Raw genomic sequence first — 23,081 nt, 5'->3', positions numbered from 1 at the left:
CCCACGACCGCCGCGAGCGGGCCGTAGGGCAGGAACCTGGCCGACAGGCCACCGCCTCCCGCCCGGTCCGGTCACGCCACCGGGTGCCCCCGCACCGCGCCGGGGGCGGCGTCCCCGGTCCGGTGACCGAGCCGGCGGATGTCGGGCAGGAGCAGGACGCCGAGGCAGGAGACCGCCAGCAGCGCCGCCGCCCCGTACAGGGTGGGGGCGGTGCCGGCGGAGGCGGCCAGCGGCCCGGCCAGGGCCATGCCGAGAGGCGTCAGCCCGATGGAGAGCAGCCAGTCGTACGCCGACACCCGCGAGAGCGTCTCGGCCGGGATGTGCTCCTGCACCAGCGTCTCCCACAGCGGGGCCATGAACGCCAGGCCGCCCGTCATCAGCCCGTAGGCGACCGCGACCGCGACCGCGGGCGCCCCCGCGGCGAGCAGGGCGAGCGGCAGCGCGCCGAGCGCCAGCGCGAGGTTGGCGACGAGCAACGGCCTGGACGGCCTCAGCCGCAGGGCCAGCAGCGCCCCGCACAGGGCGCCGACCGTGCCGCCCTGCACGATCGTGCCCCAGGCGATCTCGCCGCCGAGCGTCGTGACGGCGAGCACCGGACCGACGGTGATCAGGACGCAGCGGCTCAGGTTCCACATGGAGTGGCCGACCAGGTTCGTCCAGTACCACCGGTGCCGGCGCAACTGCGCCCAGCCCTCGGCGAGCTGCCCGAGGAACGGCTCGTGCGGCGTGGGCGGGATCGGCGCGAGCCGGAGACGGCCCAGCAGGATCGCGCTGGCCGCGAACGTCAGCGCGTCCAGGATCAGCGCCCAGCCCGCGCCGACGGTCAGGGCCAGGGCCGTGGCGATCCCCGGGCCGAGGAGGATCGACCCGCGCTGGGCGATCGCGATGAGCGCGTTGGCGCGGGAGAGGTGCTCCGGGGCCACGGTGGCGGGCACGAGGCCGGTCGTGGCCGGCAGGAAGAACGCGGAGCCGGCGCCGGAGAGGGCCGCCAGCACCGCCAGGTGGGCGATGTCGACCGTGCCGGTGACCAGCTCGACGCCCATGACCGCGTGGGCGAACCCGCGGACCAGGTCGGCGGCCACCATCACGCGGCGGCGCGGCAGCCGGTCGGCCCAGACCCCGCCGGGCAGCATGAGCGCCACCGTGGCGATCGACTGGGCCGCCAGCACGATGCCCAGATCGGTGGCCGACCCTGTCGCGGTGACGATCGCCAGTGCGAGGGCCACGGCCGTGACGGAGTCGCCGACGGACGACAGGCTCTGCCCGGCCCACAGCAGGCGGAAGCGGACGTCCCGGAGGGGGAGCAGGGAATCGCGCAGGGAGGTCATGAGGGTCACGAGGAGAAGTTACTACGAAATCAAAATATATGCATTCGTATAAACGAGGTCTCTCCGGGGCGGCGTACCCTGTGGGCATGTCAGAGCCCGACTCCGTCGACCGGCACATCGCTCACTGGTCCCGGGAGCTGTCCGACCTCGACCCGCAGGTCGAGGGGATCACCACGCGCATGCACATGCTCGTGCGGCTGCTCGACCGGCACAAGGAGGAGTGGCTGGCCCAGGGAGGGCTCAAGCCGTGGGAGTTCAAGGTGCTGCACCACCTGGTCGCGTCCGGGCCGCCCTACCGGGCGACGCCCTCGATGCTGGCCGAGTGGCTCGACACCCACCCGGCCACGCTGACCAACCGGCTCGACCGGATGGAGCGGGCCGGCTACGTCGACCGCGCGCACGACCCCGCCGACCGCCGCAGGCTGCTCGTGGGCCTGACCCCCGCCGGGCGGGCCGTCTGGCAGGAGCGCATGGACCAGGGGGACCGGTCGGAACGCGCGCTGCTCGCCCCGCTCGGCCCGCACGAGCGCGAGCTGCTCGACGACCTCCTGCGCCGCCTGGTCCGCGAGGCCGAGCGGAACGGCCCGCCGCTGATGCCCGACTGGCCGTCGGCCCCGGAGCCGTCCGACCGGCGGTGACCACGTGATCCTCCAGGTCGGGACGCTCCAGCACGGGCTGGAGGCGGGTGATCTCGTTGGTCTTGGCGTCCACGTCGGTCTGCGCGAGCACCAGGCCGCCGCCATGGTCCAAGGCGGCCGGCAGATGCACCGGCTCATCATCGCGGTGGCGTGCACCGCGCGGTGCCCTGCCGTCGACGGCCCGACGCGCACGAGCCGGGCCGTCCGTGAAGCCGCCGGTGGCGGAGACGGCCACCGGTGCGTGCTCGGCCAGTTGGCCAAGGGCGGCACCGATCGGCGACGACGACAGGACGGACACGGTCCTCCCTGACGATCATTGGGCGTCGGGAACCTCATGATCTCGAAGCTCGTGCTCGTCCTCGTCCTCGTGCTCGGACGAGTCTCCGGACCCTCATGCAACCCCGGAACGGTCACGCCACGGAACGGACACCCAGGCCGGCACCGATACCTCCCCGTGGCCCTGGGGTCATTCGTCGCTCATGTGTCTGTCGAACTCTTCGAGCGTGCGGACTCCTTCGTCCAGGACCGCCATGTAGACGGTGTGGCTGCTGACGCGTGGACCGCCACGAGCGGCCAGGGCGCGTTTGATCAGCAAGATCGCGGCCCGGTTTTCGTCGGTGAGGCGGGGTTGCACGGTGCGCAGATGGACGGTGCTCGGCTGGCGATCGGGTTCGTCGACGAACCAGATGTCGAGATTCCAGTCGTTTCCGTCCGGGCATCGATAGCGCACGCCGAGATAGACACCGTCGGGGTAGAGCGGATCGATGTTCCACTCGCCTGTGTCGTCGCGGATCTGTACCTGCCGCACCCGAGGATGCATGACGAGGTCGGCGCCGAGACGCGTGACACCGGCGAAAGTGTGGTCGTCGAGTGCCGTGCAGGTCACATCGATGTCCAGGTCGCGGGCGACCATCAGGCCGAGCGCCGCGCTGCCCACCCGCGTCGGTGTGCCGATCCTCGCGAGGGCTGTGGCCAAACCCAGATCGTCGTAGGCGGCATCCGCCGCTGCTTGGAGTTCCATCTGGTCCCGCAACGGTCCGCTGGTCACGAAGGCAGACTACAAGCTTGAGAGGAAGGGGTTGGTGGAGCTTTTCTGAAACGGACACTCAACCCGTCAACGCCGTCTCGCCGGAGCCCTGCCCATGATCCAGAGCTCTGCAGGCAGCGCGACACGGCAGAACGACGCATCAACCGGCGGCCCCGGGGTACCCCTGAACCGGGAAGCGAACCGCGATGACAAGACCGCCGCGAAAGGACATTCCTCTTAATCCAGCAAGCATCAACGGAGCACTCCTCTGTGAGAGAGACACCGCCACATCGCAGCGTTGAACCGCTGCCACGGATCCAGGACCGGACCGCCCCCAGGGCAGACAAGAATCGATCAAGGACCATTGATCATCGGCGAGTTCTCCACGCGCCATGGCGGTGGTCTACCAGGACGGCAAACCACCACGCAGGCGCATCCCTCCGCCCCTGCCTCCGTGCAGGCCCTGGAGTGTGACTCAGGGCGGTGGGGGACCCACCCATCCGGGGCAGCTATGGCCCACGTCCCTGGCCCTGGTGGCCGTGGCGATGAGGTGTTCGAGCCGGTCGCGGGTGCTCACCAGGCTGTCGATCTGCTCTTCGACGCGGTCCCGCTCGCGCGACAACCGCTCCAGCAGCGCGGGCGTCACCTCGCCGTCCTCGATGCACGGCAGCAGTTCCACGATCGTCCTGCTCGACAGCCCCGCGGCGTACAACTGCTGGATCAGCCGGACGCGGCCGATCGCGTCACGCGGGTAGTGCCGCTGCCCGCTGGAGGCGCGCACCGAGGTCAGCAGGTCGTGTTCCTCGTAGTAGCGCAGGGCCCGCACGCTCACGCCAGCCTTGGCGGCCAGCTCGCCGATCCGCATGGGCACCTTCCCTGTGACCTCGGTCATAGCACTTGCCTCTGACGTCAACGTCAGGTTTTAGCGTAGCTCGCGAACGACCCGAACGAGACGACCGGGTTCACCAGGAGGCAACCATGAAGATCGCCGATTCTGTCGCGCTCGTCACCGGCGCCAACCGCGGCATCGGCCGGCACTTCGCGCGGCAACTTCTGCAGCGGGGAGTGGCGAAGGTCTACGCGACCGCGCGTACGCCCGAACTCGTCGACATTCCCGGCGTGCGGGTGCTCCGGCTCGACATCACCGACCCGGCGTCGGTCGCCGCCGCGGCGGCCGACGCCGGTGACATCACCCTGCTGATCAACAACGCGGGGATCGCCACCCACCAGAAACTCGTCACCGGAGAGCTCGAGAAGATCCGGCTGGAGATGGAGACGCACTACTTCGGCACGCTCAACGTGGTCCGGGCGTTCGCCCCCGCGCTGGCCCGCAACGGCGGCGGAGCGATCCTGAACGTCCTGTCGTTGCTGTCGTGGGTGTCCCACGACGGAGCCGGCGCCTACAGCGCGGCGAAGGCGGCTCAGTGGAGCCTGACCAACGGCGTCCGCCTGGAACTCGCACGCCAGGGGACCACGGTCGCGGGCCTGCACCTGGGCGGCACCGACACCGACATGATGGCGGGCCTCGACGTGGAGAAGAACGACCCCGCCGACGTCGTACGCGCCGCGCTGGACGGGCTGGAGGCAGGCGAGATCGAGATCCTCGCCGACGAGAACACCGTCCAGGTCAAGGCGGCCCTGTCCGCGGATCCGCGCGTGCTGTACCCGCAGGCCGTCCAGGGGGTGGACGCCGGCGGAAGTCGCTGATCGAACGGCCCGTGCCGGGGCGTTCAGTCCAGCCGGCGGGCTCCGGCGGCCGGGAGGGCGGGGTAGATGTCCGGGGCGGCCCAGCCGCGCTCGGCGTAGGCGCCGGTGACCGACGCGCGGACGGCCTCCACCCGGTCGTCGGCGACCAGCGCGATCGCCGACCCGCCGAACCCGCCACCGGTCATCCGCGACCCCCGCGCCCCGCCCCGGATCGCCGACTCAACGGCAACGTCCAGCTCGGCGCAGGAGACCTCGAACTGGTCGCGCAGCGACAGGTGGGAGGCGTTCAGCAGCGCCCCGATCTCGGTCACCTTCCCGGCCCGCAGCAGCCCGACCACCGCCTCGACCCGGTGGTTCTCGGTCACCACGTGCTGGGTGCGCCTGCGCTCGTCGCCGCCGAGCCGCCCGAGGGCGTCCGCCAGGTCGACGACGTCGCGGAGCGCGTCCACCCCCAGACGCGCGGCGGCGTTCTCGCAGTCCCGGCGGCGGTCGGCGTACTCCCCGCCGGCGTGCGAGTGGTGCACGCCGGTGTTGACGATGAGCAACTGAAGACCCAGGCTCGCCAGATCGAACGGGATGTTCCTGGTGCCCAGGCTGCGGCAGTCCATGAACAGCGCCTGGCCCTCCTCGCCGAGTGCCGAGGCCGCCTGGTCCATGATCCCGCACGGCATGCCCACGAAGTCGTTCTCGGCCTTCTGCGAGGCCAGCGCGATCTCCATCTTGGTCATGCCGAGCCCGTACAGCTCGTTCAGCGCCGTGCCGACCGCCACCTCCAGGGCCGCGCTCGACGACAGGCCCGCCCCCTGCGGGACGTCCCCGTCGATCACCACGTCGGCTCCGCCGACCCGGTGCCCGGCCTCGCGGAGCGCCCAGAACACCCCGGCCACGTAGCGGGCCCAGCCCTGGGCCGCGTCCAGCCTCTCCAGCGTCACCGGCTCGTCGGCCGCCTGCAGCGACCGGAGCCGGACCACCCCGTCCTCGCGCGGCGAGAGGGCCGCGTTCACCCCCCACGGGACCGCGAACGGCAGCACGAACCCGTCGTTGTAGTCGGTGTGCTCGCCGATCAGGTTGACCCGGCCGGGAGCATGCCACACCCCTGCGGGCTCCACGCCGTACGACTCCCGGAAAGCTCCAACAACGCGCATGATCCAACACTCCTCAACAAGGTTCACCAGTAGGGTAGCGAGTTCCCTGCCCTCCGGGCCCGCCCGCGGTCCCGCCGAAGGTCACATCTTGAACCCGGCCCGCCGGGCGGCGATGCGAACGGGCCCGACCTTTGGTTGAATGCCGCGTACGGCGTGCGAGGGGCGGTAGCTCAGCCGGTTAGAGCAGGGGACTCATAATCCCTGGGTCGCGGGTTCGAGTCCCGCCCGCCCTACCTCTCGATCATGGTGCGTCACGCGGTTCCACCCCGTTCATGGTCTCGCGGGAACCGTCCGGAAGCCTGTTCACCCCATTTGCGTCCGACCCGGCTCGCGAAGCGATCTTCCTGGTGGCCGGTGACAAGGCCAGCAACTGGGGAAGCCGGTACCGACACCCCGGAGGTATGTGGCCTGACGGTCAGAGCCGGAGACGCGAAACCAGGGGCTTCTCCCGGACGCCGCGACGGTACGGTGTGCCGGTGGGAGACATCTACGAGCTCGTGCTGTCCGTGGACGTCCGTGCCGGCGTCACCGACGACGAGCTCGCCGAGCTGCGGTGGCATGTCGGGCAGGGGCCACGCCCCCAGCGGCTGCCGATCGGTACCGGCAGGTACGTGGAGACCTACCCGCTCGGTGATCCCGGTGACCCGGACTGCGAGTGGGAGGACGCGGAGCCGACGCCCGTGTTCGCGCAGCGCGGCGCCGCCCGGCGGGTGGGGGGCGTGCTCGTCGCCGAGCTGGTCGCGCGGGAACGGCCGGACGGCTGGGCGCTGACGGTACGCCAGGAACTTCACCCCGACGACTTCTACCGGCTCCGGACGCTGCTGCACTGGCTCGGCCGGCACGCGGCCGACGCGCATGCCGGTGGTGTCGAGTCCTTCGCCGGTCACCTGCGCTTCCATGAGAGCGCCGAGATCGCACCGCTCGTCCTCGTGGACGGAAGGATCCGTGTGCCGGAGGACGTCGAATCGCACACTCCGCACTGGGAGGACGCCGAGGCGTGACCGGCCCGGCCCGCGACATGCGCGGCCGTCTTCGAACGGGCAACGAAATCTCCGAGGCGCTCCGAGGGCCGAGGTCGTACCGCGTGAAGATCCCGTGTCAGCTCCACAGCAACTGCACGATGGCGGCGGTGCCGACCACCACGATGACGACGCGCAGCACTGTTGAGCCGAGACGCCGGCCCACCCCGGCCCCGATCGGGCCGCCCAGGGCGGAACCGGCCGCGACGAGCGCGACGGCCGTCCAGTCGAAGGTCGCGGAGAAGAGGAAGAAGAGCGCGGCGACGCCGTTGACGACGATGACGAGAACGTTCTTGGCGGCGTTGAGACGCTGCAGGGTCTCGTCGAGGAGCACGCCCATCAGGGCCACGTAGATGATCCCCTGGGCGGCGGAGAAGTAACCGCCGTAGACGCTGGCGAGCGTCAGCCCGGTGAGAAGCAGGGGGCCGCCGTCGGGGTCGGCGGAGACGCCGGCGCGTTCGCGGCGTCGGCGTATGCTCCCGCTGATCCGGGGCTGGAGGACGACCAGGAGGAGGGCGAGGCCCACCAGGGCCGGCACGATCCTCTCGAACGCCGTGGCGGGCAGGGACAGCAGGAGCGTGGCGCCCGTGAGGCCGCCGAGCAGGGCACCGGCGCTCATTCGCAGAAGGCGCCGGCCCTGGCCGCGGAGTTCCCTGCGGTAACCGACGACCCCGCCGATGGAGCCGGGGATCACGCCGAGAGTGTTGGAGACCGCGGCGGTGACGGGCGGCATGCCGGTGGCGAGCAGAACGGGAAAGGTGATCAGCGACCCGGAGCCGACGACGGTGTTGACGGCTCCGGCGCCGACGCCCGCCACGAACACGGCGAGCATCTCCCACGGCGTCACGCCGCCTCCTCACTCGCGGAATCGGTGTCCGTGCCAGGCCGCCGTCCGGTACGTGGAAGCTCTGCTCTGCGGCGTACCGGTTCGGGCGACTCCGGAACCGGCGATCCGGCGGGCGGCGACGCGAAGGTGACGCCCGCTCCGGTCAGGGCACGCGATTCCGTCTGACAGTCGGTGTCCGGAGAGGTTCTCACGCACTCGACGCTACTGAAGTTGAATCTCCGGGGTTGGGTGTGCTGCTCGCTTTTGCGGCCCCGGGACAGCCGAACCTGGTAAATCGACCAGCCGCGCCGGCCGGGCCAACCGCAGTGGTCGGGGGCTCAGTGCTGTTGACATCCATCGGGGAATCGACTGTCGATCATTTCTTCCTGGTTCCCAAAGGGGCGCTTTGTTCTCTACTTCTCCAAAGAACCTCCTCCTCTTCCCATCCGTGAGCAGAGGCGATGGAGGCCACTAAACCCGCTATTGCGGAGCGAATGTACACGCCTTGTTCCAAACGCCATCCCTCTTCTGTCATCTTCCAAATGACTCCGGTTAAAGCCGACTCGCCCGGCCGTTCTCTCCAGAATTCTTCCGCGAGGGCCAGGGCGGCTCTTGGCTGGTGCATGCCAAGGTGACAGCACATTTTGTTGTATGTATTTATGGCGTAAGGCTCATAGCCCATGCGTGCCGCATCGGTCAAATGAACCAAGGCTTTGGAAGGGTTCTCGGGGATCAGGCAGAAACCTAGATCGTTGTGGGCTCTAGGGTCGTTGGGCCACTGGTGGATCGCGAAATTGAACAGAGCCGCGGACTCGCTGTACTGTCGCTCACGCAGTAGGGTGACGGCGTGATTCTCCAACTGGTTCATCAGGAAGAGGGTCGGTGCGAGAGACTCTGAGGTGGACTTCGACTCAAGGACTGCCCGGTGCGCGATCTCGGCATTAAGATCTTCGATGGAGACGTTGCGGTCTCTCATTATCGAGTCCGGGAAGCTGGAAGGATCGATGTCCTTCTGCCAGCGATACTCGAGGTGCAGGGCGGCCAGCGACCAATTGGCGAGGTAGGTTTGGGTGAATCGTTCCACAAGCCATCGGTATTTGTGACGTAAATGCGTTTCGTCTTCTACGCTTTCCGTCACCGACCAGAAGTCGCTCTCCTCGGGTGGGATCAGATGAACCAGTTCATTCAGGCCGGCGTGGCGAATCCAGTCCAAGAGTGGATCGAACACCTCGCGGCTCACTTCCAGCACAAGCTCCTGGACCTGTGACGGGGTGGCCGATGTGGCGCTTGTCGCGGCAGGGATCTTGAGAAGTGCTCGCCATCCCGCGACGTCGACGCCAGAGCCTTGAAGATCGGTGTCTACGCCGCTCTGTGGGAGCAGGCGATGAACCAGGAGCACCCCGAGCACCGGGCCCAGGATCTCCGGGATCATGCCATAACGCACGAGCGATTCCGCATCCACCCCGCGTTGGGTGAGCTCTTGGAGTGCCAGCTTGAACCGACGGATCTGTTTGTCGCGTTCCTCCGGCTTCAGCGCAAGACGTGACGCCAGAGAGTCCTGTAGCTCCCCCACGAGACTGGAGGTCCGCCACAGTGTTCGCGGGGCTTTTTGATCTTCACACATCCGAGTCTTACGTGCATCGAAGGCCCAACTCTCTTCGTCCACGACCGGCCTCTCCTGGAGATTTACCAAGCGGTTACCCAGACATGCCACCTTGACGAGTACGATCATATATATGATCCTGGCAACGGGAGGACTCCATGGTTGATATGATCTTCCAATCCTCGGATCTCGCCAACAAGCGAACCGAAGTGCTCGACGCGGCACGGGAAGGGCTGGCTCGCGTGCGCGACAAGGACGGGACCAGCCTGGTGATGCTTCCGGAAAGGCGTCTTCGCCTCCTGGAAGAGATCGCCCGCTGGTCTCGCGCGCACATGCGGCTGGATGAGCTGCTTCGTCGAAATGTCATACCGAACGTCGGCGATCTCGGTGACCTCGCGTGGCTACGCGTGTTCGATGCAGACGATCTACGGGAATTCGTAGAAGATCTACACAACGCTCTGATAGCCGCTCACTCCGATGAAGACACATCGGCTCTCGACGAGTGCGTCAAGGCCTGGCGCATCACCGCCCGCCAAATCGAAGATCCCCTTCGACGCTCTATCCTTATGGGCAAGCACAACGTAGATGATTATGTTGAGGTCAGAGAGCCTCAATGACCACCAGCGCCTATCGTCCTCATATGCCGGCTCGGCGACCTGGGGGGCGTCCGCCTGTGACCCCTCAGTATCGGGTTCTCGTACACCGTAGGTTCCTTCGTCATTATGACCAACTGGTCGAGCGGGTGGGGCTCCAACAGGCTCAACAGTTCTGGGATCACGTATCCCGGGATCCCGGGAAGCCTGCCGGCATAGCGCAGACCAGCTTCCTCAAAGGCAAGGCGGGGAAACCTCAGGGACCCGGCTGGTCACGCACCGTGCATCACGAGGTTACCGGGTCGGCGCGTATCGACTATCAGTACTGCAATGAATATCAGGTTGGCCCTGAAGGTGACGCGCACGCCGTCGTGGCCATCCTGACCATCAACTACAGCAGTCATTGAAAACGGGCTTCCCCTGCCGCAGTACGATCCCTTTTCTGTTGATCACGTGACGCGTCCTTACAGGACCCCGGCCTTGCACCGATCACCCGGCGCCGCCGGCGGCCTCGATGAGGTGCGGGGCAACGAGGCGAATGGGCCCAGAAGGCCGGAGCCGATCGCTCGATTCACCTTCGGGATGTCCTGGCCATCACATGAGTGTCGCGGCAGCGTTCATTCGAGATCGTCGGTGGGGGGCGAGGCTTCGTCGGGTCGGTCGGAAGGGGTGGACGGGCCTGGATCCGGAGGAGCGGACGAGGAGGACTCCTGGCCGGCCATGAAGGGGTCGAATCGGCGTCTCAGGTCGTCGGCCACATCCTGCCTGCCGGACCTGGCGAGGTAGTCGGCCACGTACGAGCCGAGCATGACCCGCTCATCGCCGCCCTCCGGATAACCCGCCGCCCCCAGGAACGCCGCGAAGATGTCGGCGGCGGAAGCACCGCCTTCCGGGGGAGGCCGGAACGGTCCGCCGTTCTGCGGGGCGGGCGAGTCGAACGGCTCGTCGCCGTCCATCGATGGGTGTGAGGGAGGCCATGACACCAGGTTCCGGAAGTACTCCGGCACCTCGCGATTGTTCGCGGCGGAGGAGAGCCGGGCGAGGCTGTCCAGATCCTCCACCACCTTCTCCACCTGTTCGTCGTTTTTGGCCAGCCACCACACCACGGCGCTTCCGGGGTCCTTCAGCACGTCCTGGCCGAGGTAGTCCCGTCTGCTCTGCTCATGTTTCCGCTCGTGCTCCCAGACGGCCTTCTGCTTGCGTATCTCGGCGAGCCTGTCCAGCCGCTGCCGGTCGTGGTCGGAGAGGGTGAGCGCGATGGAGTCGGCCATCGCCCGTACACGTCCCGTGGCGTCCGGCTGCATCGTGCCCAGGGCGCCGTTCAGTTCGTGCTGGACGAGTGATGCCCTGCCGGGAGGCCGGTTCTCCGTGATGGACCTGGCACGTTCCAGGACGGCGCCGATCGCCAGGCCGCCGAGGTTGGCGTCCGGGTCACCCGTCATGCCACCGATCGGCGACCAGCGCACCGTCGCCGAGAACAGGAAGTCGTAGTCCTCCTCCATGCTCGACAACGTGACCTCGATCCTCTGGCACAGCGGTTCCAGCGGTGGCGGTGGAACGTACGCCGTCTCCGTCGTGGGAGCGGTTCTCGTCCCGCGGCCGAAGCCTCTGACGAACAGGAGCACGGCGGCCCCGGCCAGTGCGGCGAGTACCGCCCATATCCAGGGCGGCAGCGGAGCGAACATGGCGAGACCGGCGAGAAGCAGTCCCGCGAAAACGCCGAAGTACACGGTGATCGTCCTGTGGCCGGAACCCATGGCGGTGTTCTTCCGATCCGTTGTCATGGCGATACCTCACGCGACCCGAGGGTTCAGGACGGCTGTGATCTTCCGCCACACGAGGTCGACGAGGGCGCGTCGCCGCTCCTCGTCCTCCGGGGCAGGGCCGGGTTTGCGGGAGAGAACGTGCAGGGACGCGAGGAGGTCCGTGCGTGGCCGGCTTCCCTCGACGAGCACGTCGACGAGATGCTCGCGGTGCCCTTCGTCCTCGTAGGCCGTTCGGAGCCACCGCTCCATCCGCGCGATCCAGTCCAGGGGCGGACGGAGGTGGAGGACGAAACGCCAGCCGGAGGTCAGATGGCCCCGTACGGCGGGATCGGACATGGGCGGGTGCGGGTGCGGTCCCGGAGCCGTGAGCGCCATCGGGTCGGCGAGGTCGAGGAACAGGCCGGCGTCGAACCGGCGCCAAGTGCTGTCCTCCGCGCCGAGCCGTTCGACCAGCCGCTTCAGCATCCGGACGCGGAGCTGGGGGTCGGAGTCCACGATCCGGGTGAGCGCGTGACGGGCGTGCGTGGTCCCGCCCTCCCTGCGGGCCAGGTGATGGAGCCGGACCATGGCCTGTTCGGGGTGGTGCACGGCCATCGCTTTCCAGCACGCCACGACGAGTACCTGTACAAGCCCTTGCGGGAGAGAGGTCTTGGCCCATTCATAGATCTTCTGGCGGAAGAACCGGCCGTGCTCCTCATGGGCGAGCGCTCGCCTCAGGGCCTGGGAGGCCGCGCCCATCCGGGCACCGTTCCTGACGTCCTCCGCGCACTTCTGTACGAAATCCGGGAGCACGTCCCTGTACCTCTCGTGCAGGCACCGCTCGGTGAACCGCTGGACCAGTTTGTCGCGGTCGTCCTGCTCCAGCCCGGGAAGTCCGACGGTGTCGGCGACCCATGCGCGCATGGGCTCCCGTAGTTGCGGCCAGTGGGTCCAGAAATGGATTCTGACCGCTGAGTCGTATCCGAACTCGTCGAATCGCACCCGGCCCGAGGAGTCGGTGTTCGCGCCGATCTCCCGGAGGCGTACGGAGAAGTCGGCTTGTTCCAGGAGGGGGAGTCCGGCCTGCGGGTGCCCTACCACTTTCAACAGCGAGGCGGAGGCGCGGTGCACGACCTCGGCGTGGGCCCCGTGCAACATGGCCGTGGCCAGGAGCAGTGCCCGCTGCGGTCCCCAGCACAGCGTGGCGAGCCTGTTTCCCACGGTCGCGCTCTGTTTGTCGCCCAGCGCTGTCAGGGCGTCCCCGCACCAGGCGGTGAAACCTCCCTCGGATCCCGTCGCGTCCCGCGCCTCGACGACGAGCGAGGCGAGGTGGGCGATCCGCCGCATCGGCGGACGCTTGCCCAGGAACGTCGTGAGGTCCTGGGGTACCGAACCGTCTTCGGGGACCGCTACGTTCTCGGCGCGCAGGTAGGAGCGAAGCACCTCCAGCCCCGCGGGCCGGACGATCCTGGCGCAGTAGGGGGCGAGGCCCGTGTGGAACTGTTCGGCCCGCTCGTCCGGGAGCACCACGGCCAGATAGGCCATGCGTTCGTGGACGACCCTGCGAAAGCCGGAGAGCTCACCCTGAAGGTCGCTCCAACCCCGTTCGTCGGTGAAGGAGCCCCGTTCGCCGGTGTTCGCGGAGAGGTCCAGCAGCAGCAGGGAGCCCTCGTCGACCTGGCCGGGGTCGAGGCGATCGGCACGGTCTTCTCTCGGCATGACCTCGTGAAGCGTCTCGCTACGGGTGTAGAACTCGTTGAGCAGCATCCACGCCGCGGTCTTCCGTCCTGTCCCCGGGGCACCCGCCAGGAACACGGTCCGGTGGGCTCGCAGCACCCCAAGCGCCCGGTCGAAGCCCGCGGGAGGAACGAAGTGCCGCCGCAACCATGCCAGCTGGTCGTTCGCGATCCCCTGTGGCTCCTTGCCCGCGTCCTCGGCCAGCTGGGCGAAAATGTTGTTGATCACATCGCCGCTGCCCGTGTGCATCGATCCGTTGTTCTCCCTGACGTGGGAGGTGAACCGGTCGCTCAACGCTCCTCCTCGTCGGACTGGGAATCGCCGGATCGCAGACCGGTGTCCTCCCGGTCGTCGGCGTCGTACGGTCTCCTGCTCCTGTGGGACCGTCGCGGGTCGCCGTAGTTGTAGACGTTGCCCCTGCCGGTGTGAGCCGTCCCGTGGTTGTGCCCGATGAAGGTGTCAGTGATGTCACCGGTGGCGTTGGTCGTGTTGTTGGTGATGTCGCCCGTGCTGACGTCGCCGCTGGTGATGTCGCCGGTGGTGATGTCGCGGCCCTGCACGGTCGAGCCGTAGGAGGTGCCGGCCGTGTTGGAGACGGAAACGGCCTGCGGCGGCGGGGAGTCGGGGTGGGAGAGGGCTTTGAACGAGGGGATCCACTCGCCGAGCCTGGTGACGAGGCGTGAGAGGTCGGCCTGGAGGTCCTCCACGTCCAGACGCGACGACTGGATGTCGGCGAGCCACTTCAGATCCAGTGGCAACTCGGCTCGGTTCAGTCGCCTGGCCCCCGTTCCTTCAAGGACCGGCACGACCGGTATCTGAAGGGTGAGCGCCTCCAGGAGTTCCCGGCGAACCCAGTCGTCCCTGTCGCGTAACTTGGGCGAACCGGTCCACGCGGGGCCGATGACGGCGAGCACGACGGTGGCACGCCGTACGTTGTTCAGCAGTGCCTCGGGAAAGCGCTGACCAGGTTTGATGGATCTGGTGGCACGGAAGATCTGTTCCTTCCCTCCTATGATCTTGGAGAGTTCCTGCTCGATGAGGAGCGCGGTCTTGTCTCCGTCTCCGGTCCGGTAGTTGATGAAGACGGTCGCCATGGGGAGATTCCTCTCTACGGAACGATGGCCTGCAGGGTCGTGCCGAGTTCGGGAGCGAGCTCACGCACCGACCTGTTGCGGGGGTAACGAGCCAGGGTGCGGACGAGGTTGCGCAGATCCGCCGCGATCGTGGCCGAGCCCACGGTGACGGCGTCGTCGAGCAGCCGGCCGGTGAGATCGCACGCGTGGTCGACTTCTCCGGCCGCGGCGTAGGCGAGCGCGCAGCGCACCCCATAGCGGACTCGGGTGCGCAGTGCCTGAGGAGACACTCCGGCCAGCTGCGCTTCGATGATGTCGGCGGCCTCGGCCGGCCGCCCCAGGTCGTACAGGCACCAACCGGTGACCATTCCGACGGGGTCGGCCAGATTGGTGGTGCCGATGACGGGCGCGTCAGGGTCAGGCACGTGGTGTGCGAGGAGCGTGCGTGCCCGGTCCAGTGCGCGCATGCACGCGTCGTGGTCACCCGCGAGTGCGTGTCCCTGCGCCTCTCGCTGAGCGGCCAGGCCGCGGATCCTCGGTGGCACCGTGCCGTTCTGTGCCTGCCTGGCGAGCGCGACGGTCTGTGCCGCGTCCTCGCGGTAGAGGGTGACCAGTGCCCGACGCACCAGCCCGTAGGCCGCCAGGTCATGGTCGTCGCCGGCGGCCGCCAGTGCGACGGCGCGTTGCGTCCACCACAACGCCGCCTGCTCGTTTCCCGTCTCCTGTGTCAGCCAGCCGGCGTACTCGGCGTACCGGGAACCCAGCCTGAGCAGACCCTTACGCGTCCGGGGGCCGGCATGGGCGGACAGCTCCCGGAGGGTATGGGTCTGCGCGATGAGCGCGGGGAGCAGGAGGCCGGGACCGACCGTCTGACCGAGCCGGCGGTAGTGGTCGAACAGTGATCGGGACATTCCCAGAAGCGTCGAGTCCTCGGCGCCGGGCAGGGCCCTTCGTCCACCGATACTCATTCCGGCGACCGAGATCGCCCCGGTCGCCATGGCCTGCCTCCGGCTCACGGGCTGAAACCAGTTCTGCCCGTCCGTGGACAACCGCATCAACCACACCTCATCGTCATCACCGTTCTCCTGTACGAGTTCTTCACTGGAGGGCCGCTCACGGACCAGGGCGGCGAGTCGGCCTCCGGCGCCGAGCTCGGCGTCGCAGAGACGAGCCAGCCCACGACTCGGCGCTTTGATACCTCGCTCGACCTTGCTGAGCTGACCCTTGCTGTAATGAACCAACCTGGATAAATCGGTAAGGGTGAGATCGGCGGCGAGACGCAACCTCCGAAGTTCCCTTCCGAAGGGGATCGGTTGCTGAACCACATGAACCTCCGAACCGTCCGTCCGTATGGTGGATCAGCGCTTACCAGCCTGCGTTAATCGTCACCGAACAGACAAGAGCCGTACCTGGGTTTCCCGTTTCCACCTTTGAAGGAAATAGGAGGTACTCCTCGTTGTCCAGGTGGGATCAGATCTTTCGTCGGCTCTTTCGGCTACGGGTGGTTCATCGGGCGGGGCCGGTCGTGGGCGGACGGTTCGAGAACGATCAGTCGCGTGAATAAAGAGATCGGCGGTGAAGGTCGAACTGAATATCGGCCGGATGATTTGCCGTCGCGGAGGCGGGCTGTATCCCCTACCACGATGAAGAGATTATTCGATCTTCATTCTGTGCTGTCGGAATGATGACGGTGCTCCCGTCCTGGTCGGCTACAGCCGTTCCAGCCAGTCGTTGATGACGTCGAAGTCGGTGTCCGTGAGGCCGCGACGGGGGTCGACGCGATGCAGGAGGGCCTGTCCGTGGTGGTTCGCGGTCACCCATGCGCGATCGACGTTGGTGATCTCGTCGTCGATCCAAACGAACGAGCGCCCGGAGGCTCGGTCGACCAGGTCACGGGTTTTCCAGTGCAGTGGGCCTTCCGCCGTCGAGTCCGGCCAGTCCACTACCGGTAGCTCGGGCAGGCCGAGGAGCGGACCGATCACTTCGTTCGCGTCGGCCATCCATGTCGTCGCCCAGATCAGCTCACACGGCAGAGCCGCCAACCGCTGCCCGTTTCGGCGGTCAAGCCTGGCCAGTAACGGATTTGACCCCCTCGGCAACGGGGGTGTCGTCTGGTCCTGCGGATATCCGCCAGGGTGTCCGAACGGAATGAGCGGTCCGTCGACATCCAGGAACAGCAACGGGCGCTCCGTGGAACCAGGCACTGCCGCAGGATAACGGTGACCGTTCGTGGAGAAGTTTTTCCTGGACGGAGCGGTCGTCAAGGTGGAGGTGCTGGAGGAGAGCGCGCGTCTGCCAGGTACGGCATCGATCGGATCGGGGGACGGTGACGCTCGCGCGGCCTCCACCCGTGGCCACCCGGTGCGTCAGGCTGGCGCTGACGTTCCTGAAATGTTGTTCACCCTTATGATGAACGCCTGCCCGTGGGACGCACCTACTTTCAGCGGTAGATGGCTGTTAAAGTATTCCGGCTCGAACATCATATTTCTGGATTTGGGCACATACGGTTGGGCCGTTTTCGTTCTCGATGCAGATCGATTGCGTGTGACGACAAGAAGGTCGGTCCGGGGCCGGAAGTGAAACATGGTATCGACGATCCAGGTCAACGCTTCGGCGTGACCGTTTCTGGCCGCTGTGCCGGCGCGTGTATCAAAGGTTTCGCGATCTGTGCGCCCGGCATCCCGAGTGAGTCGATCGGGGCCCTTTCACCCTCATGGAGTCCGTGAAGATCCATAATAATTTCGGGTGCGCTCATTCGGCGAAGAATGGCGTCTTTCTGACCGACCAACCGGCCGGCGGACGATGGAGGGCACGAGAAGATCAGCACCTTGGCCATCGGCGCATGGCGCTCGGCCGTGTGGCCGGAGGGTCAGTCCTCCGGCCACACCGGACGCGGTGGAGGTCAGAGCGGACGGCGGCGCGGGAGCATGTCGTCGTCGGGGAGCGGCGCGGTCCGCGCGGCCGGCGGGGGAACGGTGACCCCGGCCCAGCGCCGCAGGGTCTCCGTCGCCGCCACGCGGTCGGCCTCGGGCAGCGCGGCGATGTTCGCCCCGTGGTTGGCGCCCGGCGCGACGTACAGGTAGGAGTCGTTCCGGCTGGGGGTGAACCGTTCCGCGCCCCACGGGTCGTTCTCGCCGTAGACGAACATCATCTTGTTGGAGCGCGCGTGCACCCAGTGGTCCACGTCCAGCATCGGCAGCGAGTTGTGCGCGGAGCGCAGCTCGGCGGGGAGCACCGAGTTGGGCTGGTACAGGCCGCGGTAGCGGGTCAGGCCGCGCAGGTGCTCGAACCTCAGCTCGGGCCAGCCGAGCTGCTTGGCCGCCTGGTGGTAGTACGGGAAGTAGTACTCCAGGCCCTGGTCGGTGTAGAACGAGAAACCGGCGACGGAGTCGATCCAGTCGTAGATCTCCTCATCGGTGGCCGTGGCCTGCGGCACCTCCGGGCAGTCACCGACGCCGAGGTACTGCCAGAACGCCCACACCGTGTCGAGCACCGTCATCTCGAACGAGCGGTTGGCCGTGCCCAGCGTCCCGGTGAAGGTCCAGCCGTTCTGCGCGGCCGCCGCCTCCAGGCGGGGCACCAGCCGGTCGCGGCGCTTGAGCGCCTCCTTCTGCACGTTGTCCAGCGCGGTGCGGCAGGCCGCGTCGCCGACGGTCCGGAAGAACCGGTCGTACGCCCCGTCGAGGGGGTTGATCCTGTCGTTCGGCGCGACGTAGGCCACCACGCCGTCCACGTCGTTGGGGTAGAAGCGCCGGTGGTAGACCGAGGTCATGCCGCCCTTGCTCGCGCCCGTCTGGATCCACTTGCCGGAGTAGATCGTCTTGAGTGCCTGGACGATGCGGTGCTCGTCGGTGGCCTCCTGCCAGATGTTGAGCTTGCGCCAGTCGGCCGGTTCCGGCCGGGAGGAGCGGAAGAAGCGGTGCTCGACCGAGACCTGGTTGCCTTCGAGCAGCCGTGTCGGCTCGGTCCGGGAGGCCGCCGGGTTCACGGCCAGGCCGTAGCCGTTGGTGTAGAGCACCGTCGGCGCGTCCTCGGCCCGGTGCAGCAGGGTGAGCCGCTGCTGGTACGTTCCCCCGTCCGGGCGGAGGTGGTCCACCGGCTGGGTGAACGTGAGGACGAAGAACCGGTGGCCGCTCGCCTGCGTCTCGGAGACCACGGTCAGGCCGGGGATGGCCCGGAGCCTGTCCGTCAGGGTGTCCTCGGCCACCGAGGAGACCGTGGACGGCGAGGACACGGTGGACGCCGAGGTCGGGGCCGTGAGGGACAGCGCGGCCGCCGGGGTGGGCAGGGCGAGGGAGCCCGCGGTGAGCAGTGAGAGCACGAGGGCGGGAAGTGCCCGGGTTCGCACGGTCATTTCTCCTGGGGGTGGGGGAGGAGGCCGGGGATCACGTGGCCGGCGGGGAGGGGTGCCTCCTCCGCGCGACCGCCGGGAAACAGGCGCTATGAGATTGTCCCGCCCACATTCGCTGGATTTCAGGAGATGTTCAAGGGGATCGGATCATACGGAGGGCCGTTACGGAAGGCTTTCCGGTAGGGGGGTCGGGGCGTGGAGGGCCGGACCCGGGGATCTGCCTGCGAGGAGCGGGTCCGGCGGGTGGACGGGCGGTGCGAGGGGGTGGTGAGAACCCGCCGGTCCTGCGGCGAGCCCGCAGACGTGCGCGGATCCGTCATGTAGCGTCCGAAGAGGGCGCTCACCGCGGTGAGGGGCACCCCCGCGCGCCGTCCGGGTTCGGAGTCCCGGGAGAACGAGCCGGGATCGCGGGGGACAGGCCCGGGGTCACGGGGGGCGGACAGGCCCGGGCTCCGGGTGGGCGGGCCGGGGTGGCAGAACGGGCGGGCGTCCCGGGAGAGGACGTCGTGACTCGGGGATCGGGAGGGACGGATGCCGCTTCCACAGGACGGTCACGTGCACAGCCAGTGGTCGTGGGACGCGCTGGCCGGTTCCATGGAGGGCACCTGTGAGCGGGCGGTCGAGATCGGGCTGTCCTCGCTGGCGTTCACCGAGCACGCCGACTTCACCCCGTGGACCCTGCGCGAGGACACCGAGATCCCGGACGCCTGGCGGGTGCTGGTCACCGACGGGGTGCTCACGCCTCCCGAGCTCGACCTCGACGGCTACCTGGAGTGCCTGCAACGCTGCCGCGACCGCTTCCCGGACCTGCGCATCCTGTCGGGTGTCGAGCTGAGCGAGCCGCACCGCCACGGTCACCGGTTCGACCGGGTGCTGCGGGCGGGAAGGTTCGACCGGGTGCTCGGCTCGGTGCACTCCATAACGGCCGGCGCCGGGTTCGACGAGGTCTCCGGCCTCTACCGGGACCGGCCGCCCGCCACGGTCGTGCGTGACTACCTGGCCGAGGCCGTACGGCTGGTCGAGGGGTACGACGAGTTCGAGGTGCTCGCGCACATCGATTATCCGATCCGGTACTGGCCGGCCGGGGCCGAGCCCTACGATCCGGTCGCGTTCGAGGACGAGTACCGCGCGGTCCTGCGGGTCCTCGCGGGCTCGGGCAGGGCGCTGGAGGTGAACACCAAGGTGCCCATGCACCCGCAGATCGTGCGGTGGTGGCACCGGGAGGGCGGCCAGACCGTCACCTTCGCCAGCGACGCGCACGAGCCCGCCCTGCTGGCCCGCGGGCTCGCCGAGGCGAGCGCGATGGTCGAGGCCTGCGGGTTCCGGCCCGGGGCGCACCCGGACGACTTCTGGAGACGGGCGTGACGGCCTTGCGTGCGTGACGTGCTCCACGGGTCCGGCGGGCTCTTCGATCGTGCGCCGTCGCGAGGGGTGACGTGCTCTGCGGGCCGGTCGCGCGGGGCCGGTGTCTGCGGGGGCCGCCCGGGCGGGCTGCTCATGCGGGGCCGCCTCACGGAGGACCGGTCGCGCGGGACCGGTCATGCAGGGCCGCTCACGCGGGACCGGTCGGCCGGCCCTCGGCGGTCGCGAGCTCGGTGAACCGGACGGCGTTGCGCACCGCCGCGCCGCCGGGATCGTTGTTGAAGTACACGTACACGTCGCACCGGTCGTCCCACGTCTCGCCCAGGCGGCGCAGCCAGGAGCGGAGCGCGTCGTCGCCGTACGAGGGCCAGGGGTTGGCCCGGCCCTCGTGGAGGCGCAGGTAGCCCCAGTCGGCGGTCCGCCACAGCGGGGTCTGCGGGCGGCCGAGCCGGTCGGCCCAGCACAGGGCCGCGCCGTGCGCCGAGAGCGTCTCGCGGACCGGGTCGCTCCACCAGGACTCGTGCCGGGGTTCGACGGCGATCCGCACGTGCGCGGGGAAACAGCCCAGGCACGCGTCGAGCAGCCCGGTGTCGGCGCGCAACGTCGGCGGGAGCTGCAGGAGGATCGGCCCCAGCCCGCCCCCGAGCCCGCCGGCCGCCGCCATCAGGCGTTCGACCGGCTCCCGCGGGTCCTTCAGTCGTTTGATGTGGGTGAGGAAGCGACTCGCCTTGACGGCCATGACGAACGCCGGCGGGGTGCGCTCCCGCCAGTCCTCGAAGGTCTCGCGCGCCGGGAGGCGGTAGAAGCTGTTGTTGTTCTCGACGGTGCCGAAGGTCTCGGCGTACCGCTCCAGCCAGAGCCGCTGGGGCACGCCGGGCGGGTAGAGCCCCCCGCGCCAGTCGGCGTACTGCCAGCCGGACGTCCCCACCAGCATCATCGGAGTTCGGCCCCCGCCTCTTGCTGCTCGGCTTCCGCGTCGTACGAGCCTTCTCCTTCCCGGCGTGCCCGAGGCCATGCCGCCGGGTGCGCGGTGGCTCGTCATCGGGGGCCGGTCGTCCGTCCCCTTGTGTCCGATTGTCGGGGAACTGTCATGAATGTTCACTGCCCATTGACATTGGGAAAGCGCTTTCCTATGGTCTGTCCAACCGTCGCCGAGAGCGTTCGTGAGCGACGCGTACCCGCCGGGGGAGATCCCGGGCGCAGGTCCCGCAGACCTGCCGGACCAGCGAGGAGTTCGGTTGTGAGAACGAGATTCGACGCCGGCGCCACCGGCGCCACGAGGGCCACGAGGGCCGCCGTGGTGCCGCGGTCGCCGCGGTCGCCGTCTCCGGGTGGGCGGTCGCCGGCTCGGCGGCCGCCGCCCCGGCCGCCGGGGCCTACACGCTCGTCAACGCGGGCAGCGGCCTGTGCCTGGGCGTTCCCGGGGCCTCCGGCTCCGACGGCGTGCAACTGGCGCAGGAAGGCTGCGACGGCGGCGCCGACCAGACCTGGAACCTGACGGCGGCCGGCGCCGGGTTCCTGCTCAAGGCCGCGCACAGCGGGAAGTGCGCGGGCGTCCAGGGGGCGAGCACCTCGGCGGGCAAGCCGGTGCAGCAGGAAGGCTGCTCGGGGGCGACCTCCCAGACCTGGAACCTGACCGCCTCCGGAGCGGCCTACCGGGTGGCCAACGCCAACGGCGGCAAGTGCCTCAACACCAAGGACAACTCCACCGCCTCCGGCGCCCCGGTCCAGCAGAACTCCTGCGACTCGGCGGCCACCAAGCAGTGGCGCCTGGTCCCGGCGGGCGGCGGCAACCCGACGCCGAGCGTCACCCCGACCCCCACCGTCACCCCGACGGTGACGCCCTCCCCGACGCCGACGGTGACCGCTCCGCCCGGCAACGCGGACGGCCTGGTCGGTTTCGCGACCCTCACCAAGTACGGCCGCAGCGGCACCAACGGCGGCGCGGGCGGGCAGACGGTGACCGTCTCCACCTACGCGCAACTGGCGGCGGCCGTCGCCGACGACACCCCCCGGATCGTCCGCGTCTCGGGCACGATCACCGGCAACGGCGCCGACATGCTGGACGTCGGGTCGAACAAGACCGTCATCGGTGTCGGTTCGAACGCGACGATCAGCGGGTTCGGCCTCGACGTCAACGGCTGGGGCCCGGACGAGATCGCCTGGGGCGGCGACATCTGCGACCCCGCGGAGAAGGACAGGTTCACCCACGTCCAGAACGTGATCATCCGTAACCTGACCTTCAGGAACTCCCCGGACGACTCGGTCAACGTGCAGTGCTACTCCCACCACGTGTGGATCGACCACAACACCTTCCACCCGGCCGGTGACGGGTCGGTGGACATCAAGCGCGGCTCGGACCTGGCGACGGTCTCCTACAACCGCTACGTGGGCACCGACAAGTCAATGCTTCTCGGGCACAGTGACGGCAACGGCGCCCAGGACACCGGCTACCTGAATGCCACCTACCACCACAACTGGTTCGACGGGTCGAACACCCGTCACCCGCGGGTGCGGTTCGGGTACGCCCACGTGTTCGCCAACTTCGTGGAGGTCGACGACTACTTCCTCGGCCTGGGCGTGGGCGGCAGGATCTACGCCGAGAGCAACCACGTGAGGAGCGCGAAGACCATCACACAGGACTTCGGGGACACCAGGCTGACCTGGGCGGGCAGCAACTTCTACGACGTCGCCACGATCCGGCGGGCGCAGAGCAGCGGCAGCAGCATGAGCGACTGGCTGCGCGCCGACGGCGGCGTCGCGCGTCCCTCGTACGCCTACTCGGCCGGTTCCGCCTCGGCCACCCCGCCGCCCGCGGGCGCCGGTGCCGGCGGGGCGGACACGATCCCGCAGTGACCCACCCCCCGCGGTCCGGGCGCACCGGTGCCCGGACCACGGGTCCGCCTTGGCCACGGGTCCGCCCCGAC

Annotated in this window: 21 protein-coding genes, 1 tRNA gene and 1 pseudogene; 9 read left to right on the top strand and 14 right to left on the bottom strand. The window is 68.6% G+C overall.

Annotation, left to right across the window (positions count from 1 at the left end; translation table 11 throughout):
* Positions 1-71: 71 nt before the first annotated feature.
* Positions 72-1,328, bottom strand: coding sequence for an MFS transporter (locus tag AB0G16_RS34590; RefSeq protein WP_362814588.1), 1,257 nt, complete (start codon positions 1,326-1,328; stop codon positions 72-74).
* A gap of 86 nt (positions 1,329-1,414) precedes the next feature.
* Here AB0G16_RS34590 and AB0G16_RS34585 point away from each other — a divergent pair, with 86 nt between their 5' ends.
* Complete coding sequence (locus AB0G16_RS34585) at positions 1,415-1,966, top strand: MarR family transcriptional regulator (protein WP_362814582.1); 552 nt, start codon at positions 1,415-1,417, stop codon at positions 1,964-1,966.
* A 4-nt stretch (positions 1,967-1,970) separates the two neighbouring features.
* A complete protein-coding gene (locus AB0G16_RS34580; RefSeq protein ID WP_362814580.1) occupies positions 1,971-2,276 on the top strand; it encodes a hypothetical protein in 306 nt (101 codons plus the stop codon).
* Between the two features lie 156 nt (positions 2,277-2,432).
* Here AB0G16_RS34580 and AB0G16_RS34575 read toward each other — a convergent pair whose 3' ends face one another.
* Together AB0G16_RS34575 and AB0G16_RS34570 are read right to left on the bottom strand one after the other, a co-directional pair.
* Entirely contained in the window at positions 2,433-3,014 is a 582-nt protein-coding gene (locus tag AB0G16_RS34575) for a hypothetical protein (protein ID WP_362814578.1), read from the bottom strand.
* Between the two features lie 454 nt (positions 3,015-3,468).
* Positions 3,469-3,858 carry a MerR family transcriptional regulator gene (locus AB0G16_RS34570; RefSeq protein ID WP_362814586.1) on the bottom strand — a complete coding sequence of 130 codons (390 nt, stop codon included), beginning with the start codon at positions 3,856-3,858 and terminating at the stop codon, positions 3,469-3,471.
* Between the two features lie 113 nt (positions 3,859-3,971).
* Between AB0G16_RS34570 and AB0G16_RS34565 the strand changes: the two genes are divergently transcribed.
* Complete coding sequence (locus tag AB0G16_RS34565; RefSeq protein ID WP_362814576.1) at positions 3,972-4,700, top strand: SDR family oxidoreductase; 729 nt, start codon at positions 3,972-3,974, stop codon at positions 4,698-4,700.
* A gap of 23 nt (positions 4,701-4,723) precedes the next feature.
* On the opposite strand, the gene galK is transcribed toward AB0G16_RS34565, so the two are convergent.
* Positions 4,724-5,845: a galactokinase gene (gene galK, locus AB0G16_RS34560; RefSeq protein ID WP_362814574.1), complete on the bottom strand. Its 1,122-nt coding sequence runs from the start codon at positions 5,843-5,845 to the stop codon at positions 4,724-4,726.
* Positions 5,846-6,004: 159 nt separating this feature from the next.
* Between galK and AB0G16_RS34555 the strand changes: the two genes are divergently transcribed.
* Positions 6,005-6,078, top strand: a tRNA-Ile gene (locus AB0G16_RS34555).
* Positions 6,079-6,321: 243 nt separating this feature from the next.
* The gene (locus AB0G16_RS34550) at positions 6,322-6,846 is read left to right on the top strand and encodes a hypothetical protein (protein WP_362814572.1); all 525 of its coding nucleotides are present in this window, start codon (positions 6,322-6,324) and stop codon (positions 6,844-6,846) included.
* Positions 6,847-6,943: 97 nt separating this feature from the next.
* Here AB0G16_RS34550 and AB0G16_RS34545 read toward each other — a convergent pair whose 3' ends face one another.
* Entirely contained in the window at positions 6,944-7,711 is a 768-nt protein-coding gene (locus AB0G16_RS34545) for a sulfite exporter TauE/SafE family protein (RefSeq protein ID WP_362814570.1), read from the bottom strand.
* A gap of 355 nt (positions 7,712-8,066) precedes the next feature.
* The gene (locus tag AB0G16_RS34540; RefSeq protein ID WP_362814568.1) at positions 8,067-9,422 is read right to left on the bottom strand and encodes a hypothetical protein; all 1,356 of its coding nucleotides are present in this window, start codon (positions 9,420-9,422) and stop codon (positions 8,067-8,069) included.
* Between the two features lie 29 nt (positions 9,423-9,451).
* On the opposite strand from AB0G16_RS34540, the gene AB0G16_RS34535 reads away from it, so the two are divergent.
* Positions 9,452-9,910, top strand: a complete 459-nt coding sequence (locus AB0G16_RS34535; RefSeq protein WP_362814566.1) for a hypothetical protein — start codon at positions 9,452-9,454, stop codon at positions 9,908-9,910.
* 593 nt (positions 9,911-10,503) lie between these two features.
* Here AB0G16_RS34535 and AB0G16_RS34530 read toward each other — a convergent pair.
* The 6 genes and pseudogenes from AB0G16_RS34530 to AB0G16_RS34505 form a co-directional block, all read right to left on the bottom strand.
* Positions 10,504-11,670 carry a hypothetical protein gene (locus AB0G16_RS34530; RefSeq protein WP_362814564.1) on the bottom strand — a complete coding sequence of 389 codons (1,167 nt, stop codon included), beginning with the start codon at positions 11,668-11,670 and terminating at the stop codon, positions 10,504-10,506.
* 9 nt (positions 11,671-11,679) lie between these two features.
* Positions 11,680-13,662 (bottom strand): hypothetical protein, encoded by a 1,983-nt coding sequence (locus AB0G16_RS34525; RefSeq protein ID WP_362814562.1) that lies wholly within the window; start codon positions 13,660-13,662, stop codon positions 11,680-11,682.
* The gene (locus AB0G16_RS34520) at positions 13,659-14,462 is read right to left on the bottom strand and encodes a toll/interleukin-1 receptor domain-containing protein (RefSeq protein WP_362814560.1); all 804 of its coding nucleotides are present in this window, start codon (positions 14,460-14,462) and stop codon (positions 13,659-13,661) included. The genes AB0G16_RS34525 and AB0G16_RS34520 overlap by 4 nt, the downstream gene beginning before the upstream one ends.
* A 14-nt stretch (positions 14,463-14,476) precedes the next feature.
* Positions 14,477-15,352, bottom strand: coding sequence for a hypothetical protein (locus AB0G16_RS34515; protein WP_362814590.1), 876 nt, complete (start codon positions 15,350-15,352; stop codon positions 14,477-14,479).
* 225 nt (positions 15,353-15,577) lie between these two features.
* Positions 15,578-15,766, bottom strand: a pseudogene (locus AB0G16_RS34510) (helix-turn-helix transcriptional regulator); the annotation flags it as partial.
* Between the two features lie 384 nt (positions 15,767-16,150).
* A complete protein-coding gene (locus AB0G16_RS34505; protein ID WP_362814558.1) occupies positions 16,151-16,621 on the bottom strand; it encodes an HAD domain-containing protein in 471 nt (156 codons plus the stop codon).
* A 49-nt stretch (positions 16,622-16,670) separates the two neighbouring features.
* Between AB0G16_RS34505 and AB0G16_RS34500 the strand changes: the two genes are divergently transcribed.
* Positions 16,671-17,021 carry a hypothetical protein gene (locus AB0G16_RS34500; protein WP_362814556.1) on the top strand — a complete coding sequence of 117 codons (351 nt, stop codon included), beginning with the start codon at positions 16,671-16,673 and terminating at the stop codon, positions 17,019-17,021.
* A 322-nt stretch (positions 17,022-17,343) separates the two neighbouring features.
* On the opposite strand, the gene AB0G16_RS34495 is transcribed toward AB0G16_RS34500, so the two are convergent.
* Positions 17,344-18,795: a S28 family serine protease gene (locus AB0G16_RS34495; protein ID WP_362814554.1), complete on the bottom strand. Its 1,452-nt coding sequence runs from the start codon at positions 18,793-18,795 to the stop codon at positions 17,344-17,346.
* Between the two features lie 528 nt (positions 18,796-19,323).
* Here AB0G16_RS34495 and AB0G16_RS34490 point away from each other — a divergent pair.
* On the top strand, positions 19,324-20,157 hold the full coding sequence (locus tag AB0G16_RS34490) for a PHP domain-containing protein (protein WP_362814552.1): 834 nt from the start codon (positions 19,324-19,326) through the stop codon (positions 20,155-20,157).
* 187 nt (positions 20,158-20,344) lie between these two features.
* Here AB0G16_RS34490 and AB0G16_RS34485 read toward each other — a convergent pair whose 3' ends face one another.
* Positions 20,345-21,091 (bottom strand): DUF72 domain-containing protein, encoded by a 747-nt coding sequence (locus AB0G16_RS34485; RefSeq protein ID WP_362814550.1) that lies wholly within the window; start codon positions 21,089-21,091, stop codon positions 20,345-20,347.
* Positions 21,092-21,405: 314 nt separating this feature from the next.
* On the opposite strand from AB0G16_RS34485, the gene AB0G16_RS34480 reads away from it, so the two are divergent.
* A complete protein-coding gene (locus AB0G16_RS34480; RefSeq protein ID WP_362814584.1) occupies positions 21,406-23,010 on the top strand; it encodes an RICIN domain-containing protein in 1,605 nt (534 codons plus the stop codon).
* Positions 23,011-23,081: the final 71 nt, after the last annotated feature.

This window comes from Streptosporangium sp. NPDC023615 (assembly GCF_040640155.1).
Lineage (GTDB): Bacteria > Actinomycetota > Actinomycetes > Streptosporangiales > Streptosporangiaceae > Streptosporangium.
This window is presented reverse-complemented; position numbering and strand designations above follow the sequence as displayed.